Annotated in this window: 21 protein-coding genes; 2 read left to right on the top strand and 19 right to left on the bottom strand. The window is 26.2% G+C overall.

Annotation, left to right across the window (positions count from 1 at the left end; genetic code table 11):
• Nucleotides 1–20: 20 nt before the first annotated feature.
• Both IGS63_RS07325 and IGS63_RS07320 read right to left on the bottom strand, forming a co-directional pair.
• Complete coding sequence (locus IGS63_RS07325) at nucleotides 21–2,072, bottom strand: chemotaxis protein CheA (protein WP_190613741.1); 2,052 nt, start codon at nucleotides 2,070–2,072, stop codon at nucleotides 21–23.
• A 63-nt stretch (nucleotides 2,073–2,135) separates the two neighbouring features.
• The gene (locus tag IGS63_RS07320) at nucleotides 2,136–2,747 is read right to left on the bottom strand and encodes an endonuclease III domain-containing protein (protein ID WP_190613739.1); all 612 of its coding nucleotides are present in this window, start codon (nucleotides 2,745–2,747) and stop codon (nucleotides 2,136–2,138) included.
• Between the two features lie 147 nt (nucleotides 2,748–2,894).
• On the opposite strand from IGS63_RS07320, the gene IGS63_RS07315 reads away from it, so the two are divergent.
• Nucleotides 2,895–4,166: an MFS transporter gene (locus IGS63_RS07315; RefSeq protein ID WP_190613738.1), complete on the top strand. Its 1,272-nt coding sequence runs from the start codon at nucleotides 2,895–2,897 to the stop codon at nucleotides 4,164–4,166.
• Complete coding sequence (locus IGS63_RS07310) at nucleotides 4,167–4,667, top strand: transcription repressor NadR (RefSeq protein WP_190613736.1); 501 nt, start codon at nucleotides 4,167–4,169, stop codon at nucleotides 4,665–4,667.
• Between the two features lie 21 nt (nucleotides 4,668–4,688).
• Here the strand turns inward: IGS63_RS07310 and IGS63_RS07305 are convergent, their stop codons facing one another.
• The 17 genes from IGS63_RS07305 to IGS63_RS07225 form a co-directional block, all read right to left on the bottom strand.
• Nucleotides 4,689–5,114 carry a hypothetical protein gene (locus IGS63_RS07305; protein WP_190613734.1) on the bottom strand — a complete coding sequence of 142 codons (426 nt, stop codon included), beginning with the start codon at nucleotides 5,112–5,114 and terminating at the stop codon, nucleotides 4,689–4,691.
• Nucleotides 5,115–5,125: 11 nt separating this feature from the next.
• Nucleotides 5,126–6,100 carry an NAD(P)H-dependent glycerol-3-phosphate dehydrogenase gene (locus IGS63_RS07300; protein ID WP_190613732.1) on the bottom strand — a complete coding sequence of 325 codons (975 nt, stop codon included), beginning with the start codon at nucleotides 6,098–6,100 and terminating at the stop codon, nucleotides 5,126–5,128.
• Between the two features lies 1 nt (nucleotide 6,101).
• Nucleotides 6,102–7,037 (bottom strand): tRNA (guanosine(46)-N7)-methyltransferase TrmB, encoded by a 936-nt coding sequence (trmB, locus tag IGS63_RS07295; RefSeq protein WP_190613730.1) that lies wholly within the window; start codon nucleotides 7,035–7,037, stop codon nucleotides 6,102–6,104.
• Between the two features lie 60 nt (nucleotides 7,038–7,097).
• A complete protein-coding gene (gene rpsT, locus IGS63_RS07290) occupies nucleotides 7,098–7,385 on the bottom strand; it encodes a 30S ribosomal protein S20 (protein ID WP_190613729.1) in 288 nt (95 codons plus the stop codon).
• 20 nt (nucleotides 7,386–7,405) lie between these two features.
• A complete protein-coding gene (metK, locus tag IGS63_RS07285; RefSeq protein ID WP_190613728.1) occupies nucleotides 7,406–8,614 on the bottom strand; it encodes a methionine adenosyltransferase in 1,209 nt (402 codons plus the stop codon).
• Between the two features lie 121 nt (nucleotides 8,615–8,735).
• A complete protein-coding gene (locus IGS63_RS07280) occupies nucleotides 8,736–9,719 on the bottom strand; it encodes a M23 family metallopeptidase (RefSeq protein WP_190613726.1) in 984 nt (327 codons plus the stop codon).
• A gap of 53 nt (nucleotides 9,720–9,772) precedes the next feature.
• Nucleotides 9,773–10,006 carry an RNA chaperone Hfq gene (hfq, locus tag IGS63_RS07275; protein ID WP_190613724.1) on the bottom strand — a complete coding sequence of 78 codons (234 nt, stop codon included), beginning with the start codon at nucleotides 10,004–10,006 and terminating at the stop codon, nucleotides 9,773–9,775.
• A complete protein-coding gene (miaA, locus tag IGS63_RS07270) occupies nucleotides 9,990–10,919 on the bottom strand; it encodes a tRNA (adenosine(37)-N6)-dimethylallyltransferase MiaA (protein ID WP_190613721.1) in 930 nt (309 codons plus the stop codon). The genes hfq and miaA overlap by 17 nt, the downstream gene beginning before the upstream one ends.
• A complete protein-coding gene (locus tag IGS63_RS07265) occupies nucleotides 10,916–11,695 on the bottom strand; it encodes a class I SAM-dependent methyltransferase (protein WP_198423036.1) in 780 nt (259 codons plus the stop codon). The genes miaA and IGS63_RS07265 overlap by 4 nt, the downstream gene beginning before the upstream one ends.
• Nucleotides 11,607–11,837 (bottom strand): hypothetical protein, encoded by a 231-nt coding sequence (locus tag IGS63_RS07260; protein ID WP_190613719.1) that lies wholly within the window; start codon nucleotides 11,835–11,837, stop codon nucleotides 11,607–11,609. Before IGS63_RS07260 ends, IGS63_RS07265 begins: the two co-directional genes overlap by 89 nt.
• A 141-nt stretch (nucleotides 11,838–11,978) precedes the next feature.
• A complete protein-coding gene (locus tag IGS63_RS07255) occupies nucleotides 11,979–14,210 on the bottom strand; it encodes a carbohydrate ABC transporter permease (RefSeq protein ID WP_198423035.1) in 2,232 nt (743 codons plus the stop codon).
• Nucleotides 14,211–14,224: 14 nt separating this feature from the next.
• Nucleotides 14,225–15,589 (bottom strand): carbohydrate ABC transporter permease, encoded by a 1,365-nt coding sequence (locus tag IGS63_RS07250; protein WP_190613718.1) that lies wholly within the window; start codon nucleotides 15,587–15,589, stop codon nucleotides 14,225–14,227.
• A gap of 28 nt (nucleotides 15,590–15,617) precedes the next feature.
• Nucleotides 15,618–16,949 (bottom strand): FliI/YscN family ATPase, encoded by a 1,332-nt coding sequence (locus IGS63_RS07245; RefSeq protein ID WP_190613717.1) that lies wholly within the window; start codon nucleotides 16,947–16,949, stop codon nucleotides 15,618–15,620.
• Entirely contained in the window at nucleotides 16,936–17,631 is a 696-nt protein-coding gene (locus IGS63_RS07240; protein WP_190613715.1) for a hypothetical protein, read from the bottom strand. The genes IGS63_RS07245 and IGS63_RS07240 overlap by 14 nt, the downstream gene beginning before the upstream one ends.
• Nucleotides 17,624–18,634 (bottom strand): flagellar motor switch protein FliG, encoded by a 1,011-nt coding sequence (fliG, locus tag IGS63_RS07235; RefSeq protein WP_190613713.1) that lies wholly within the window; start codon nucleotides 18,632–18,634, stop codon nucleotides 17,624–17,626. The genes IGS63_RS07240 and fliG overlap by 8 nt, the downstream gene beginning before the upstream one ends.
• Nucleotides 18,635–18,660: 26 nt before the next feature.
• Nucleotides 18,661–20,217, bottom strand: coding sequence for a flagellar basal-body MS-ring/collar protein FliF (fliF, locus tag IGS63_RS07230; protein ID WP_190613711.1), 1,557 nt, complete (start codon nucleotides 20,215–20,217; stop codon nucleotides 18,661–18,663).
• Entirely contained in the window at nucleotides 20,217–21,200 is a 984-nt protein-coding gene (locus IGS63_RS07225) for a lytic transglycosylase domain-containing protein (protein ID WP_190613709.1), read from the bottom strand. Before IGS63_RS07225 ends, fliF begins: the two co-directional genes overlap by 1 nt.
• Nucleotides 21,201–21,202: the final 2 nt, after the last annotated feature.

The raw sequence follows: 21,202 nt of genomic DNA, 5'->3' as shown, positions 1-21,202 counted from the left end.
CCTCCTAAGGTTTATTTTAATTAAAATAATGATGCAACATCAAGTATTAATGCAATTCTTCCGTCTCCAAGTATAGCGCCTCCGCTAAATTCTTTAACATCTGAAAGCAATGAACCTAATGATTTAATTACTATATCATCTTGACCCAATAACTTATCTACTATAACACCATATTTTTTATTTCCAGTTTCTATTATAACAACATTTTCATCTTCTGTTTTATGTTCAGAAGTTAAATTAAATACTTTTCTCATTCTAACTATTGGTATAACTTCACCTCTAAGTAAAAATACTTCTCTATCTTGAACTATTCTAAGTTCTCCATCTGTGACTTTTTGTGTTGTATCAATATTTGCAATTGGAATTGCATATACATATCCATTTATCATAACTTTTAAAGCTGTAATAATAGCAAGCGTTAACGGAAGTACTATTGTAATTGTAGTACCTTTATCTTTAACAGAATCTATTAAAACAGTACCCTTAGCACCTTCAATTGTGGATTTAACAACATCCATTCCAACTCCTCTTCCAGAAAGTTCTGTTGCTTTATCCATTGTTGAAAAACCAGGTAAAAATATTAAATTATATACTTCATCATCTTTTATATTATGAGCAGAATCTGCATCAACTAATCCTTTTTCAATTGCTTTCTTTAATATTTTTTCTCTATCTAAACCCTTCCCATCATCTTTTATTTCTATAATAACATTATTTCCTTCATGCCTTGCCGAAAGATTTATAGTTCCTACTTTTGATTTTCCTTTTTTTATTCTTTCTTCTGGCATTTCTATTCCATGGTCAAGTGAATTTCTAATTAAATGAACTAATGGATCTCCTATTTCATCAACAACAGTTCTATCTAATTCTGTTTCTTCACCTTCCATAATAAAGTTTATTTCTTTTTTCAAATCTTTAGCTATATCTCTTACAAGTCTTGGAAAACGATTAAAAACAAATGCAATAGGAACCATTCTTATATTCATAACTATACTTTGTAAATTCAGCGTTATTCTAGAAAGTTGTGATAAACTTTCATCTATTTCTTTTATTGTATATTTTTTCATAGTTTCAGCAATTCTACTTTTAGATATAACAAGCTCTGCCATTAAATTCATTAAATCATCTAATTTAGTTATATTAACCCTTATAGATTGCGAAGTCATTATTTTTTTCTTTGGCTTAGTTTCTGATTTTTTAGAAACAGGTACATTTTTTGGTTCTTTATTTTCTTCTTCAACTTCTTCTTTTCCATTAATTGTTTCAATAGTAAAGTTATCAACTAATATTGATTCTATTTCTGAAATACTCTTTATAGCTCCTGCTAACTCTTCTCTTCCTGCTTTTACAACAACACCAAATTCAAGAATTAAATCAAATTTTTCATTTTCAATATCTTCAGTCGAAGGATTTGAAAAAACTATTTCACATCCTAATTCTTCAAATTTATGAAAAATCATATAAGCACGAGCTAATTTTAGTTGTATTCCTTCTTCTAATTTTATTCTAACATAGAAAAAATTTAAATCTTTTTCTATTGCTTTATTATAAACATCTTTTAAGGCATCTTTAGTTATATCATCCAACTCTAAAGAATAAAATTCTCCCTCTTTCTCATTATTACTTTCTTCTTTGTTTTCTTCTTTATTTTCTTCAGCTACAACCTTTTCAGATACACTTGGTGATTTTCCTTCTAATAAATCGTTAAATGATTTAGTTAAATCACTAACAGAATCAGTATGACCATTTCCACCTTCAGAAATATTGTCTAATGACTCTTCTAATGTATCTAAACCTTTAAACAACAAATCAATTAAAACTTCATTTATTTTCATTTGATTATTTCTTACTTTGTCTAATGTGTTTTCCATAGTATGACAAAGTTTTGCTAATTCATTAAAACCTAATGTACCAGCCATACCTTTAAGGGTATGCATAATTCTAAAAATTTCATTTATTCTCTCGGCATCTTCAGGATCATTTTCAATTGCCATAAGCGCATCATTTAAATTTTGAATATTTTCTCTTGCTTCTTCTAAAAATACACTCAAATAAACATCCATATCTCCCATGTTATCCCTCCTCACGGGTTAGATTTGTTCTTAATACGATTATACCATAAAAATTATAATTTTTTAATATTTATTACTTGGACAAATATTTTTTAAAGGACACTCCAAGCATTTTGTATTTATTGGCTTACATGTTTGTTTACCAAAAGACACCATTGATCCGTTAATTGGACCCCATAATTCTTTTTTTAATATTTTCATAAGTTCAAATTCTGATTCCTCTGGTTTTTTTGTATTAATCCATTTCAATCTATTTGCTATTCTATGAACATGTGTGTCAACAGCTAAAGCTGGTATATCAAAAGCTACATATAAAACAACATTTGCAGTTTTTCTTCCAACTCCTGGTAACTCTATTAAAGATTCAATTGTATTTGGTACTTTTCCATTATATTTTTCTACTATTATTTTTGAAAGTTTTATTATTCTTTCACTTTTTTGTTTATACATACCCGCTGGTTTGACAAGTTCATATAAATCTTCTGGAATTAAATTTGAAATTTCAAAAACATTTTTATATTTTTTAAAAATTTTATTAGTTGCTAAATCTTTATTTTCATCTGTCGTTCTCTGAGATAATACAGTTGAAACAAGCACAACATATGGATCTCTATTTTCATGATAATAAGGGTAATTTTTTATTATTATTCTAGCTTCTTCATTAAAATTTCTCATAAATACCTCCAAACATTATATACAATATTATATCACACATTTCTATATTAGCATTTTTCTTGAAAGAATTTACTTTAAATATTTAATTTAAAATTAACATTTTTTTGTTACAATGCTACTGTATATACATAAAAAGGAGGGTTAAAAATGACTTTAGATGCACTTATTGAAAAGATAATATCCAAAAATCAAAGAAAATTCATGTTATTCATAACAGCACTTGGCTGGGCTTTTGTAGCATCTGGAATAATGGTTTTACCTTTTACACAAAAAATGATAATGAATGAATGGCATCTTTCAAGAGTATTTGCAACAACCTTATCTTCATCTACATTTATTGGTATGTTTTTAGGTGCATTAATAGCAGGATTAATATCAGATTTTATAGGAAGAAAAAATGCCTCTTTACTATTTCTCATTATTGCAAGTACTTTTTCTGTTTTAACAGGATTTTCATCAAATCCTACATTATTTATTATTTTTAGAATTATATCTGGTTTTGGCTTTGGCGGATTATTACCAGCATTAAACACTTATCTTACAGAATTTTTAAACACTTCAATAAGAGGTAAATACTTAGTATTGTTGGAATCAAGCTGGGCTTTGGGAAGTATAATGATTGCATTATTTCATATTATTATTGGAAGAAATTTTGGATGGAAATATGATTATATGTTTCTTTCAATAGGATTAATTCCGTTTCTTATAATTTTATATTTACCAGAATCACCTAAATATCTTTTATTAAAAAATAAAAATAAAAAATTTGAAAAATTATTTAAATATACTCTTAATGAAAAAATAATTTTTCCTAAATCTACAAAATCTTCCATTAAAAATTTATTTGAGAAAAAATATCTATCAAAAACATTGAATGTATGGTTACTTTGGTTTGTAATGAGCTTTGGTTACTATGGAGTTTTTATATGGTTTAAAGGAATATTAGCCCAAAAAGGTATAAGTATTATTAAAACAGATTGGTATTTATTTTATATGTACTTAGCTCAATTACCTGGTTATTTATTAGCTGCTTTTTTAATTGAAAAAATAGGAAGAAGAAAAAGTATACTTTTATTTACATTTGGAACTGGAATATCTTCTATTTTATTTGCTTTTGCAAACACAAATGTTACTGTGTTATTATATAGTATGGTAGTGTCAATATTCTGTATGGGAGCTTGGGGATTAACATACGCTTATACTCCAGAACTATATCCAACTTCTTTTAGAGGAACGGCAAATGGTACATCTGGATCAATTACAAGATTATCTGGTTTCTTAGCCCCTTATTATACTGCTTATTTTCTTGAAAAAAATAATATAATGATTGGATTAATTGGAATTTCATTATTATTTTTTATAACTGGAACTTTAAACTATATCTTTTTACCAGAAACATTAAATAAGGAAGTGAATTAATTGGATAAAGAAAAAAGGCAAAAAAAAATAATTGAAATCTTATCTTTAAAAACAAAACCAATTTCTGGAACTGTTCTTGCAAAAAAATTTAATGTAACTCGCCAAGTTATTGTAAAAGATATTGCGATTTTAAAAGCTCAAGGAATTTTAATACGTTCTAATTCACGTGGATACTATATAAATAAATCAAATAAACTAATAAAATCTATTGCAGTTAAACATAGCAATGAATTAATAGAAAAAGAATTATATACAATTGTAAAATGTGGAGGAAAAATTTTAGACGTGACAATAGAACATCCAGTTTATGGAGAAATCACTGGAATAATAGATGTTGAAACTATCGAAGAAATTAACGATTTTATTTCAAAATTGAAAACTTCAAAACCATTATCTTCAATAAATGATGGAGTACATTTACATAAAATAGAAGTAGATAATGAAAAGCAATTTAATTGTATTTTAAACAACTTAAAAGAACTAAATATCTTATTAAATTAAAAAAAGGCCTTAAGGCCTTTTTTATAATATTATCTTTCCATTTCCTTTATTTTTATTCATTCCATCTAATTGGTTTAAGAGTTCTGGTGGGGCTATGCTTATATCAGGTCCATTTTCTTTTTCAAGCATTTCTCTCATTTTTTCTTCGTATTCTTTCATTTTATTTTTCATTTCTATTAAATCATTATCTACCCAATTTAATATTCCTTTTGAAACTTCTGTTATTTTTTCTTCTGGAAGATCTATTTCAGAATTTCCTTCCATTTCTAAAAGTGCTTTAAATTCATCTTTAACAGCTTCGTTAATAATTTCTTCTTTTAATAAATCATTCTTTCTTAAAACTCTCAATGCAATATTAGTTCTAAATTTTACATCTTCTAATGACATTTCTAATGTTTCTAATTTACCCATTATTACATTTATAATTTGTTCTAAATTTACTTGCATAAAATCACTCCTCAATTTTCTGATTTTAATTTTCTATTCATTAAATCTTCTATTGCTTCTTTAGGATTAATTTTTTCGTATAATACCTTATATACCTTCTCTGCAATAGGCATTTCTATTTGTTCCTTTTTAAAGTTATTATATAAGGCTTTAGCCGTATAAACACCTTCTGCAACCATTTTCAAATCATTTAATATATTTTCTAATGAATATCCTTTTCCAATAAATTCACCAACATGCCTGTTTCTTGAATGTTGACTAGTACATGTAACTATTAAATCTCCTATTCCAGCAAGGCCCATTATAGTTTCTTTTTTTCCGCCTAAAGCTTCCACAAATCTTGAAATTTCGACTAATGATCTTGTTATAAGTGCTGCTTTTGTATTATCCCAACCACCTATTCCATCTATTACTCCTGATGCAATTGCATAAACATTTTTTACTGCACCACAAAGTTCAACACCTTTTAAATCTTCATTTGTATAAACTCTAAAAGATACATTACTAAATTCTTTTTGAATAATTTCAACTACTTTTTTTTCTCCAGAAGCCACTATACTAGTTGGTATATCTCTTGCAACTTCTTCTGCATGACTTGGTCCACTTAATGCACAATACTTAACATTTCCAAGTTCATCTTTTATTATTTCATTCATTAATTTTCCTGTTTTTATTTCTAATCCTTTTGCTAAACTAACAAAAATTGCATTTCTATTTTTTATTTTAGCTACAACTTCTCTCATTGCTTGTGAAGGAATAGCTAAAACAATGATATCTACATCTTCTACTGTTTTATCCAAATCAAACATTGGTTTTATTGATTTTGGTAATGAAATTCCAGGTAAATACGTTGGATTTTCTCCATTTAAAATATTATTATATACATTTTTATCTGTAGTCCAAATTTTTACGTTATGTCCATTAATTGAAAGTAATTTTGCCATGGCACTACCCCAACTTCCACTTCCAATAATAGCTATCTTCAAATTATTTCACCTCAATTTCTTCTGCTATTTTATTAATTGCATACTTTACTGCAGGTGTTCTATAAGGTGTTGTTATTTGTTCTAATTTTATTAACCATTCTTCTTCTCTTTTGACTATATTAACAAAAAAATCTTGTGTAAAATCATCATCCGATGTAAATACTTTCAAAACATATCTTTCTTTTATTTTACTTTCAAAAATTTCTCTTATGACAAATGTTTCATTTTCAAATTGAAACTTTTTATTTAATAATTCTGTTATTTTTTCTATATTTATATCTTTTATGTGTCTATGTGGCATATCATTTTCCTCCAAAATAATTCTGTTTTCATTTCCATTTTTTATCTTTTTTATTTTAACTAAATATTTATTTCTATTATCTTCTTCCCATTTTTTTTCGTATCTTGTCTTAATTGGCCTATTAAAATTTTCTACTATTTCTTCGACTTCAAAATGATCATCCAATTTAAAGTTTTCATAAACTTCTTTAGCATACCATTCCACATCAGTTGCAAGTTCCATACTTCCATTAATCATCAATACTGAAGATAAAGTTTTTCTAAATTTTTCAACAAAAATTCTTCTACTTTCATGTTTTTTCTTTGGCCAAGGACATGGAAAATTAACTATTATTTTTGAAATCGTATTATCGGCAAATAATTCTCTTATACAAAATCTTGCATCATGATTTATAATTTTAACATTGTTTAAATTATAATTATAAAACTTTTTTTGAGCTCTATCACAAGCAGTAAGTGATGTTTCAAATCCTATAAAATTAGCTTCTGGATTTTTTTTAGCCATTTCAGCCATATATTCACCACCGCCAAAACCTATTTCAACGTATAATTCACCTTTTTTTTCAAAAATTTTTTCCCAATTTATTGGAACATTTTTTTCTTTTCTTGGATCTATAGAATATTTTAAATATTTCATAAAATTCCTCCTAAAACTTTCTTAAAAAAAATCCCGGCAAAAATGAGCCGGGACATTGATTTAATTATTTTCTGCTGTTTCACCAAGATATTTTTTTACTTTTATATGTATTCTTGATTTTCTTCTAGCAGCTTGATTTTTATGAATAACCCCTTTTGAAGCAGCTTTATCAATTGCTTTAAAAGCATTTGATAAAAGATTTAAAACTTCTTCTCTTTCTACTTTCTTTTCCATAGCAAGAACTACTTTCTTTATAGAATTCTTAAACTTTGTTTTGTAACTTCTGTTAATAATTCTTCTTTTTTCATTTGTTTTTACTCTTTTTTTTGCTGATTTTACGTTTGGCATGTTTCCCTCCTATTTATTTTTTAGATACCAAAGGCTGCTTTAAGCTCATTTACTTTATCGAGTTTTTCCCATGTAAACTCAAAATCGTCACGTCCAAAATGTCCATATGCAGCTGTTTTTTTGTAAACTGGTTGTAAAAGGTCTAAATGTTTTATTATTGCACCAGGTCTGAAGTCAAATATTTCTGTTATAACTTTCTTAAGTTTTTCTTCCTCAACCTTAGCAGTACCTTTTGTATCAATGAGTAATGAAACTGGTTCTGCAACGCCAATTGCATAACCTAACTGAATCATTAATTCATCTGCTAACCCAGCAGCAACAACATTTTTAGCAACGTATCTTGCCATATAATGAGCTGATCTATCCACTTTTGAAGGATCTTTTCCTGAAAAAGCTCCTCCTCCATGTGGAACCCAACCTCCGTATGTATCTACTATTATTTTTCTACCTGTCAAACCTGTATCTGCGTGTGGACCTCCAAGTACAAATCTTCCAGTAGGATTAACTAAAATTTTTGTATCTTTTTTCATGAGTTCTTTTGGCATAACAGGATTTATAACATGTTCTATTAATGCTTTTTCTATTTCTTCTCTTGTAACATTAGGATCGTGTTGTGTTGAAATCAAAACTGTATCTATTGCAACAGGCTTATTATTTTCATCGTACTCAATTGTTACCTGTGTTTTTCCATCAGGTCTTAAAAAATCTAAAATTTTATTTTTTCTAACTTTTGTAAGTCTTTGAGCAAGTTTATGTGCATAAACAATTGGCATAGGCATGTATTCTTCTGTTTCATTTGTAGCATATCCAAACATTATACCTTGATCACCAGCTCCAATATGTTCATATGGATCTTTTCCATCACCATTTTGTTTTATTTCAAGCGATTCATCAACTCCCATGGCAATATCGGATGATTGTTCATCTATTGATACTATTACCCCACATGTATCTGCATCAAAACCATATTTTGCTCTATCATATCCTATTTCTTTTATTGTTTTTCTAACAATTTTAGGAACATCAACATAAGCACTTGTTCTTATTTCACCAGCTATAAAAGCTGTTCCTGTCGTTACAAGGGTTTCAACTGCAACTCTTGCATTTATTCTATTTTCTTCAGATTCTTTTTCTAATATAGCATCTAATATAGCATCCGAAATTTGATCAGCAACTTTATCTGGATGTCCTTCTGTAACACTTTCACTTGTGAATAATCTTTTGTACATCTGAATTCCTCCCTTGCCGTTTATTATATCAAAAAATAAGTACTCTAACTTTTATTTTATACCTTTTTTTATTAAAAATTTGTACTTTTTTGGTTAAATTTTTGTACCGTAAATATCATTATTAATTTTTAATAAAATTAAAGTTATAAACTTTTTTATTCCCCCAAAAATCTTCAAGTACTATTTCCCCTTTATAACTACTCTTATCACTACCTATCAATTGAGACCAATTATTATCTTTTATAGGATATAAAGACTCGATAGAATACATTTTTAACCAATAAATACTTGACGTAGAACCATATCCATAAACTGGTTGTGGTTTATATCCAACACTTTCTGGTAAACTTGAAAAATCTATTTTATACATTAAAGAATTATCTAATGATATTGAAACACTCTTTACCATTATTACTGTATTATTTCCCAATCTTTCCCTTACTCTAACATCAATTTTAGGATAATCTCCAGAAAATTCTATTGTATTTAAATCAGAATTGTTTATATCAATATACTTTCCATTTACCCTAACACTTAATAATTCTAATGTTTTTTTCCTATTTTCTTTATACTCTAAATACTCCAATGGATTTCTAATCATTTCAGTTCCATTTATTTCTTCTCTAACTTCAAAATGTAAATGAGGTGCTTCAGCTTCTCCTGTACTTCCAGAAAGTGCTATTATTTCTCCAGTTTTAATATTAACTGAATTATCTGGAAAAACTATTTCCATTCTTTTTTTATCACCAAATTCTTTTTTTATAATGTCAACATATTTATTTATTTTTTCAGAAAAACTATTTAAATGTGCATAATCTGTTATCAAAGATAAATCATCATGTTTTAAAAATATAGTATTGCCATAAACTGGATCATTTATCCAAATTTTATACAAATTTCCTTGTGCCGAAGCATAAACATCTATATTTTCTCTATTAAATGTAGAAAAATCAACTCCCAAATGAAAATGAGGATTATTTCCTGTATTTCTATATTCACCAAAAGATGAGGTTATATACGATCCTTTAATAGGAACCATAAATATTTCAGAAAATACAAAAACAGAAACAATTACAATAAACATTAATAGAATTATTTTTTTCACTTGTGCACCTCCAATACAGAACCAGGATCTTTTAGATCCTGGAATTGTTTTAATTATTCTTCATTTAATTGGAATAACTTAACATATTTAGTTGGTGTTAACATTTTTATGGCATGTTTATAAACAAGAGATTGCTGTCCATTTTTTTCAATAAGTACAGTAAAATTATCAAATGATTTAATATAGCCACTAATTTGAAATCCACCATCAAAATAAATTTTTACTTCTGTTTTGTTAATTCTTAAAATGTTCAAAAATCTGTCTTGTAAATTAAATTTCTCTGGCATCTTTTTTCCCCCCATAAATATTTAGTATTTTTTCTATAATTTCCTTTTCGGTTAAATTAGAAATATTTAACCAATGTGCGCCTTGCAATTTTCTAAAATAAATAATTTGTCTTCTTGCATAACGTCTAGTATTTCTTTTTATTAAATGTACCATTGTATCATAATTTATTTTTCCTTCAAGGTATTCTATCACTTCTTTGTATCCTATTGTATTTAATGAATTTAAATTTTTTGTTTTTAATGTTAAAAGTATGTTTCTCACTTCATCAATGAATTTATTTTCTAACATTTTTTCTGTTCTTAAATTTATTCTATCATGCAATTCTTTTCTATCTCTATCTAAAACTATTATAACATATTCATAATAATTATCGTTTATTTTTTTATTAAAAAAATAAGACATTTTTTTTCCTGTTTTTATATAAATTTCTAATGCTCTTATTGTTCTTTTTAAATCATTTTCATGAATTTTCATATAAGATTCCGGATCTATATCTTTTAATATACTTCTAAGTATTCCATGATTTGAAAATTCTAATTTTTTTAAATAAGTTCTTAATCCATAATCAGATGAAACATTTAAAAATCCTTTTATAAGAGCATCTATATAAAGACCAGTACCTCCAACTAACATTGGAGTTTTATTTTTTTTCATTATTTTTTTTATAGTTTCTAACGCATCTTTTCTATAATCATAGGCACTATAATTATTTTCAAGTTCAACAAAATCAAAAAGATGATGATCAACAATTTTCATTTCATCAGGTGTTGGTTTTGCAGTTCCTATATTTATTTTTTTATAGATTTGCCTTGAATCCATACATACTATTTCAGCATTCATTTTTTTTGCCAATTTTAAAACTATATTTGTTTTTCCAACAGCAGTTGGTCCAGTAATTATAGGAATTTTCATTTTTTTTCAATCACTCCAAAAATTATCCCACTTCTTTTACTACCCATCTTTTTTTCTACTTTTATTCTATTCCAAATACTATCAATATCTCTTGCTTTTATTATAACCCTTTTTTTAGAAATCCTAACCATTTCATTTATATCTTCTTGAGTTAATAAATCATAAACTGCAAATCTTCTCAATGGATTTAAAGAACTTGACTTATAATTTGGATTTTCAAACATTGGATCACAATAAACAATATCAATACTATTATCTTTAAAAAGTCTAATATAATTTTTATAATTATTATTTATAATTTTTATCTTTTTTGATGCTTTTATCATCCAATTTTCTTTATATTTATAATTTTTTAATCCTTCTTTTACTACAAGATATGTTGGAAATGCACCTTCTACTCCTATAACTTCTTTAGCAAAATTAGCTATTAATAAAGCTTCACTCCCCAATCCCATTGTTAAATCTAAAACTTTATCATCACTAGATGGCGCTATTGATTCAATTAAAAAATCATGACCCGTCTTAGTATATGTTTTCATTTTTATTTTAGAAATTGATGGATGATAAAAAAAGCTTCCACCTTTCCATTTAGCACTTAAACTCATATCCTTTTCAACAACAAAATAAAATCCTTTTTCATCAATATATTTTCCAACATGTCTTCTTGAAATATATCTTCCAGAATATTTAGTTGCTAGGTGTTGTGCTTTTAGTACTTGTTGCTTGGCTGGTTTGTGCGACGTTGTGAATATCCACTTCATAGATTGATTTTCCATTTATTCCAACACCTCTTTCACTTAATTTATCTTTTAAATTTTCTAGTATTTTTAATTTTTCAATATAAATTTTATTCACTGCTTTTAATTTTTTACTTTGTTCTGAATATTTTAATTGTAATTCATTATATGTATTAATCATTCTAAAAATTTGAAATATTAAAAAAATTAAAATAATTGCCAGAAAAACCACGGATAATTTCCGTGGTTTATAACTTTTTTTATTTTTTTTATTATTTTCAATATTACCATTATTTAAACTTATATATGGCACTATATCACCTTAGCCTTTCAATCCAGACCTTGAAATTCCAGCAACAAAATATTTTTGCAGTAAAATAAATATTATTACAATTGGTAACACAGAAAATGTTGATGCTGCCATCATAAGATTATAAATATCTCCTGACTCAGATCTAAAAGTTTGTAATCCAACGGCAAGAGTTCTCATCTCTGGTGTTTTTGTAACTATTAAAACCCATAAAAAAGCATTCCAGCTACCAACAAACTTTAGTAAAGCTCCAGTTACAATTGATGGTTTGCTTAATGGTACCATTACTGTCCATAAAAACCTCCAGCTCGAAGAACCATCAATTTTTGCAGCATCCCATAAATCATTTGGTATAGTCATAAATTGCTGTCTTAATAGGAAAATTGCAAAAACACTTACTATCCAAGGTACTATAAGAGCATAATAAGTATCTATCCATTGAAATCTACTTATTGTAATATAATTTGGGACAAGCATTACTTCACCAGGAACCATCATAGTAGCAAGAAATAATGAAAATATAAAGTTTTTTCCAAAAAAATTAAATTTTGCAAATGCAAATGCAGCCATAGATGCAAATATTATTTCAAGTATAGTAGTCATTGATGCCATTAAAACTGTATTCGCATAATACTTAGAAAATGGTGCAGCATTCCAAGCATCTACATAATTTTGAAATATATTAGCTATTACTTGTGAAAAAGTATATTTAACTTTAACTTCAGGCTTTTCATCAAACAACCACGAAGAATACATATTTTTTGTATAAAATACTATATTAGAATTATTTTTAAATAAAACTTCTTTTATATAATCATTTCCTTCTAATATTTTTGCCTTTGATATATTATTTTCAAAAAAAGTTCCAAATTTTTCAAATAATGAATCATATTCTCTTCTTTTATTTAAAGTCTGTAAAAATTCTTCTTCTTTTCCTTTTATATTTTTATTTAACAAACTTAAATCATTTTTTGAAATATATAAATTTGCATTTGATAAATTTGCATTATTTTTAGAAAGAGTTCTTAAAATCTCTATAATTTTTGATAGCTCATCTGAATTTCTTATATAATTATTTTTTATTTCATTTATTATTGAATTTTCATAATAATTAACCACATTATCTTTTAATTTCAAAATTTTGCTGACAGAAGCTAATTCTATTACTTTATCCTTAAAATATTTTGGAAAATCCGAAATTTTAATATTAGATATTATATTGTTATACATATCCTTTTTTTGAGGTATAACAAATTTTACTACAAAATCATTTACATTTTTATTTTGAATTTTTTTGTATAATGTAAAAAATTCATTATAAAAATTTAAAGTTAAAATATTTTCATTTACTTTATTATATATATTTTTACTCATTAACAAATTAGTTTTAGATAAAATTTTATCATTATATTTTATGAAATTATTTGAAAGATTTTTTAATTCTAACTCAATTGATTTAGATGTTTCAAATTTAATAATTCCTAATCCTTTTGAATACTCTTCAATGTCTTTTGATACTTTTTTTATTTTATCATTTAAACTTATTATATAACTCTTAAATTTATCTTTTGAAGAATTTATTTCATCTTTTTCTTCTTGTGTCATATTTGATTTTAATCTAAATTGAGGTAATCTATTTATGTTTTTTTGTTCCAATATTTCTAAAAATTTAGAGCTTTTATTTAAATCTAATAAAATATTCTTTATAATATTAGTTTTTTTATAATAACCATCTTCTTTTGAAAAAAGAGAAAAATAAATTTTTTCAAAGTTTTCAGAAGTCAAATCTTTATCTATAATCTTTGTTTTTAAATCTTTTCTAACGTCATTTACATTTAAATATTCAAATATTTTATTCATTAAAACTTTAAGTTTTTCATTATCGGTATAAGTAAGATTATTTATTTTAAGAGTTACAACACCTCTTCTCAATGGATCATCATCAATAAAATAATTTACTTTGTAAGGATTATACTCAATTTTTTTTGATAATGTTCTAAATTCCGCCAAACTTAGAGTTCCTTTAGATGAAAATGTTGATGATTCAGGGATTACATTCACAATATTTTCACTTTTAAAATTTTTTGTAATCCAAGATGGTGGCCAAGAGTTAACTTCACCATCTGTTTTTAATGATGTCATTATCATCCATGCAAATGGTAATATCATAACTACGGCTCCACCTGCAACCAATAAATATATAAATGTTGAACTAATTGTTTTCCAAAATTTTTTATAATCCATATTAGTAGTCCTCCTCAATTATCATAATGAACTTTATTTTTGCCGGCCTTTATCTGTATAAATGTAAACATAAGAATTATACCAAACAGTACATATGCAGCAGCACTGGCTTCTCCCATTCTTTGTTCACTATAAAATTTATCATAGATATAGTACACGACAGTAAGTCCACTATTGTTGTAAGGACCAGGCATTCCCGAATATAAAACAAAAATTTCTGAAAAAACCTTAAAAGCACCTATCATAGATACAATCAATATAAAAAATGTGGTTGGGGATAATAACGGCCAAGTAATAAATTTAAATTGATGCCATGTGTTTGCCCCATCAACTTCTGCAGCTTCATAATATGATTTATCAATATTTTGAAGACCTGAGAGAAATATAACCGAATAATATCCAACTAATTTCCATATTGATATTATTGCAACAGTCGGAATTGTATACTTAGCATCTTTTAGCCATAAGGTTTTTTGTAATCCAAAAAATCCTAAAATATAATTTAATAAACCATTATCATTAAATATCCATTGCCAAACAAGAGATACTGCTACAACACTTGTTACAAAAGGAATAAAATAAATAGTTCTAAAAACTGTTTTGCCAAATAGTTTTCTATTCAACAAAAGTGCAATTAATAGAGCTAAAAATATTGTTATAGGAGTAGATAGCAAAACATAATATGAAGTATTCCAAATAGATTTTATAAAATCAGATTCTTCTTTAGCTGCATTTAAAAAATTAATTATCTCAACAACACCTATTTTTACAGAAATTGTATAAACTATTGCAAAAAGTATTAATCTTCCCATAAGTTTATCATTTGTATTATATGCAAATTTTTTTGCTGAAAGATATGTATATAAAAATACCATAATTAAAGAAATAATAACAGCAGCTATAAATAATAAATTACTTAAAAAAACACCTATAATTCCTAATAACGACATAGAAATTATCATTTTTCTATATGTATTTTCTTTTATTTTTTTTATATCAAAAATCCAATGCATCAAAAATATATAAGTCATTAAAACCAATAGTGTATTAAAAAAAGCTGTATTAAAACTTATATCAATACTATGTTTTAAAGTAAAAAGCTTCGTATAATTTTTTAATCCTATAAAAATAGGATTTGCCTGATTTTGAAAATCCCATTTATAAAAACTTAAAATAAAAGAATAAATTACAGGCCAAAATACAAATATAGCTAAAACAACCATAGAAGGCAAAAGATATAAATATGCTTCTGTACTTTCTTTAACTTTTCTATACTTTCCTCTACTCAAAACTTTTTTTGATACCTTTTGCGTTAAAAAAAGTAAAAACGCAATAGATAAAGTGACTATTAATATAGTCCATTCTGCAGGAATCCCCATTTTTCAATACCTCCAACCATAAAATATATTAAATATTACATCTATTAGAAATAGTTATTAATTTATTTACTATATTATCAAATGAGTCATATTCATTTACCCCTTGAGTTAAAAAATTATTAATATTTTCTATTTCCAAAATTGATGCATCTATTTTTTTATTCATACCGCTTTTATATGCCCCAACTTCTATTAAGTCTTTTGCTTCTTTATATGTTGCATATAAATCTTTTATCTTTCTCATAGCCTCTAAATGTTCTTTTGAAGAAACACTACTCATAAGTCTACTAACACTTGAAAGAATATCTATTGCAGGATAATGAGCTGAATCAGCAAGTTTTCTTGATAATACAATATGTCCATCAACAATTCCTCTTACAGCATCTCCAATAGGATCATTCATATCATCCCCTTCAACTAATACAGTGTATATACCCGTCATAGTTCCTACAGATGAATTACCAGCTCTTTCAAGAATTTTAGGAAGATTAGCAAAAACACTTGGTGTATATCCTCTTGTTGCAGGAGGTTCACCTATAGATAATCCAATTTCTCTTTGAGCCATAGCCCACCTTGTTAAAGAGTCTACCATTAATAAAACATTTTTTCCTTTATCTCTAAAATATTCAGCCATTGTAGTAGCAGTATATAATGCTTTAACTCTCATTAAAGCTGGTTGATCTGAAGTAGATACAATTACAACAGATTTTTTCAATCCATCTTCTCCCAGATCTCTTTCAATAAATTCTCTAACTTCTCTTCCACGTTCTCCAATTAATCCTATTATATTTATGTCGGCTTCTGTATTTCTTGCAATCATCCCTAAAAGCGTACTTTTTCCAACACCACTTCCAGCCATTATACTAATTCTTTGTCCCTTTCCCAAAGTCATCATTCCATCGATTGCTCTAACTCCAACAGAAAGAGGCGAATCAATCCTTTTTCTTATTAAAGGATTTGGTGGTGAATCATATATACTTTTTTCCTCTTTTGATTTTATACTATTTCCATCAATAGGTCTTCCAAGTCCATCTAATACTTTTCCTAATATATTTTCTCCAACTTTTACTGAAACTCTTTCATCTTTTTTCTTTACAGAAGCTCCAACATACAATCCATTTATCTCTTCAAAAGGCATTAAAAGCGTTCTGTTATCAGAAAAGCCAACCATTTCTGCTAAAGCTTCATTTTTATCTTTTAACTTAATTGAACATAAATCTCCAACAGCAGCATCTGGACCTATAGCTTCAATTGTAACACCAACAATTCTTACTACTTTTCCTTCAAGGGATAGTATTTCTTTTTTATTTATTTTTTCTTTAAATATTGAAAGTACCTTTTCAAAATCAAGTGCTTTCATTAAAAGAATCCTCCAAAGATTTTACTATTTCATTAATATAATTTTCTGGAAAAATTTCATATGTTCCAACTTCAGTTTCAACATTTATTTGATTTTCATTCAATGTGTTATCTTCTTTTATAATAAAAGAATCACTTTTTATATTCTCAAATAAATATCCGTAATTCTGTACCATTTTAGAATTCATTTTTAATACAATCTGCTTAAAAGAATTTATTTTATCTCTCACTTCCATTAATACTTCGTTTATCCATTGTGGTTTATTAAAAATTTCTTCTTTTATATATTTTTTTAATATAGTTTTTATTGCTTCAACAATAAATTCATTTGCAATTCCAATATATTTTTCAGCATATAAATCTATATTTTTTATAACATTTTCAATAGATTTACTTGCATTAACAATATATTCTTCTTGTTGTTTTTCTAGATTAATTTTAAATTCTTTTATTATTTCTTGTTTATCTTCTTCTACTTTTTTACGTGTTTCTTCTATTATTTGTTCTGCACGTTTTTCTGCTTCTTTTATTATTTGTTCTGCACGTTTTTCTGCTTCTTTTATTATTTGTTCTGCAGTATCTTTTTCTTCAGAATCATTTATTACATGATCTTTTTCAATATTTATATCTTTAGGAGAGTCAAGTACTACATATTGATTATGTATAATTCTTTTATTATACAATTAACTCCTCTCCTCCTCCGCCGCCGATTATTATTTCGCCAGCTTCTTCTAATTTTCTAACAATATTAACTATTCTTTGCTGTGCTTCATCAACATCTTTAACTCTAACTGGTCCCATAAATTCTAATTCTTCTTTTATCATTTGAGCAGCCCTCTTAGACATATTACTAAATATGATTTCTTTTAATTCTTCTGAAGCTCCTTTTAATGCTATAGTTAAATCTTTGGTATCAATTTCTCTATTTATTCTTTGAATTGCTCTATTATCTAATTTTACTAAATCTTCAAAAACAAACATTCTCTTTCTAATTTCTTCAGAAAGCTTTGGATCTCTTTCTGACATTCTATCAAAAATATTTTTTTGAACAACTCTATCAATATTATTCATTATTTCAGCAGAAACTTCAATTCCACCAACTTGTGAAAAAGTTTGAACTGTAAATGTAGAAAGTCTATCTTTCATTTTTGATTCTATTTCTTTTACTATATCAGGAGTAGCAGAATTCATTATTGAAATTCTTTTTAAAACATCTACTTGCAAAGTTTCTGGTAATCCAGCTATTATCTGAGAAGAAGTAGATGGAGGTAAATAGCATAAAACTAAAGAAATAGTTTGTGGATGTTCATTTTGCAAGACATTTACCATTTGCGAAACATCTATTTTCCGTAAAAAATCAAATGGTTTTACTTGTAAATTAGAAACTAATTTCTCTATAATTTCAATTGCTTTTTCAGGCCCAAAAGCTTCTTCAAGGAGTTCTTTTGCATAGTCAACTCCACCTTTATTTATAAATTCTTTTATCTTTGCAAGCTCAAAAAATTCTGATGTAACAGTATTTTTTATTGCCTCATCAACTTGTCCCATATTTGCAACTTCGAGTGTTAATTGTTCTACTTGTGAATCATTTAATTTTTTTAAAACTCTACCGGCTCTTTCATGCCCCATTAAAATTAAAAGAATTGCAGACTTTCTCAGCCCGGTAAGTTCGGGTTCTTTAGACATTATTTACTCCCTCCTTACTGACTGTATCATTGACTATTCATCCAAATTTTTATTATTTCAACAACGTCTTCTATTCTAGTATCAACAATATTTTCAATCTTTCTTTGTGTTTCCACAGCTGGATTATATTCTTCAACTTCTTCTTCCACTTCACCAACAACCTCTTTTACTCTATCTTCTAACTTCCTCTTTCTTTGTTCAACAAGATTATAAACTTTTTTCTTTTTCGAATATTTTACAAACATAAACATCGTTAATGTAGCAAAAATAACGACCAACATAAATATAAATATTAAAACTGTTAATCTTTGTTTGTTCTTTTGCTCTTCCTCAATTTTTGATCTCATATTTTCAATTTGTCTGTTAAATTTTAGAGGAACTATAGATACTAATTTTGTTTCAACACCTGTTGCTGTCGAAATTGCTTCTTGAATTTGCTTTTTTATTGTATCATTTTCTGTAATATTAGCATTTTTAAAATCAATAAAAACTGTAAAACTTTTTTTAGATATTTCTCCATTTTTATCTTCAGTTGTCTTTTTTATTATCTCACCAACATCATAATTTGTTATAGTTTTACTCTTTAAATAATCACTTGAAGTATTTCCATTAGTGGTTTGATTACTAAATGGTGGTATATTAGAAGTTGTTCCAGGTACACCATTTGCTGAATTATCATAATTTTTCGACTGTTCTTGTTCTGTTTGTTGACTTAAAATTATACCATTTGTTTTATTTGTTGGAACTAATTGCTTTTGCTGTTCTTCCAATTTTTGCCAATTTAATTCAACTTCTGATATAACAACTATATTTCCAAATCCAAAAACAGCTTGAAGATTTTTCTGTATTTTTTCAGAATAATAATCTTCAATTTCTTTTTTTAATTGAAATTTTGTACTTGCAAAGCCAACACTTCCATCAGAAATAACCGAACTACTTAAATCTCTTGAAAAATTATCAACAACCTTTATATTATCAGCTGTTAATCCTTGTACAGCTCCTGAAACTAACTGTATTATACCTCTAATTTGTTCTTTTGATAAAGTTGTTCCTGGATTCAACATTACTAAAACCGAAGCTTTTGGTTTAACTTCTTGACCGGGATTATAATATGTTTTTGGTGGTATTACTAAATGAACTCTTGCATTTTGAACGCCATTTAATGTGGAAATACTTCTTGATAATTCTCCTTCAAGAGCTATTTGATAATTGACTTGTTTATCATAACTTGTTGTACCAAATCCTTGATCTTTTAAAAGCTCATAACCTTTTACACTTCCACCAAGAGAACCATTAGTAGCTAATTTCATTCTTAATGCATTTGGATCGGTTTTTGCTACATAAATACTTCCACCACTTGTTACTTTATAAGGAATATTTAATTCCTCTAATTTTTGAATTATTGAACCAGAAGATGTTTCACTTACACCAGATATTAAAAACTTATATTTAGGTGCACTTATTATAAAAAATAATATAATAATTATTATTATACTTACACTAATAGTCAATGAATATATTACTTTATTTTTTTTATTTAAATTTTTCCACCATTCTAAAAAATTATTAATAAAGTCTTGCATTATGAAGCACCTCTCAGTCCAATTTGAAGACCATACACTCCACTTAAATTATAATTAAGACTAAATTTTAAATTATAAACATTAAGTCCAACACCTATTTTAATATTTTTATCTTTTATATTTAAAAAATAAAAATACTGATCTCCATAATAATATGTAAATTCTGGACTATTTAAATACTTAATTATAAAATTTTGCCATGGGAGTCCCAATCTAATTAATCCATAATTATTTCCAAACCCAAACGAAAGTATTGTAGTAGGACAATATACAATTGAAAAATTTATACCATTATTTTTAAAAATAATATTATTATTTGTTTTTTCTATATTTCCTGAATTTCCAAAATAAATTTCTATCTTTTCATAAGCTAATGATAAATCTAAATTGTATTCAATGTTTTTACCATACATTTTACCATTAAAGTCTAATATTAATGGTGAAAAAACAGGTGAATTTTTATACTCTTTTTGAGCTAATTTTACTTTATTATAGTATAATTCTCCATTTTTTGTCATACCATTATTTTTTATAGTTCCAGGTCCTTCATGATAAGCTGCAATTTGTTTTTTTTCATTATCAAACAATTTTCTTAAGTATCCATGATATTCAAGAGCGCCTTTTAAATTATCATATGGTTCAAATAAATTCAAAACATAAATATCATTCCCAGTAGGATACTTTATTTGAAATAATCCCATTGCTTTTGATGGAGAAATAGCATGAGTATAGTTTGAAGACTCAACTTTCATTTGTCCACCAATTAATGTTCTATCTTGAGACCATACTTTTTTTAACAATTCAGAACTATTCATAATTTTATACTTTCCACCATATCTAAAAGAAAAGTTAATTTCATTATTATTAAAATATGAATAGGAAAATGATAAACCTGGTGATTTAAACAATGTTAAATAATCAAATGAAAAATGAACTATGCTAAAAATAATAACAATAATAAATAGTAAAAAATTTTTTTTCATTA

This window comes from Tepiditoga spiralis, from assembly GCF_014701195.1.
Lineage (GTDB): Bacteria > Thermotogota > Thermotogae > Petrotogales > Petrotogaceae > Tepiditoga > Tepiditoga spiralis.
This window is presented reverse-complemented; position numbering and strand designations above follow the sequence as displayed.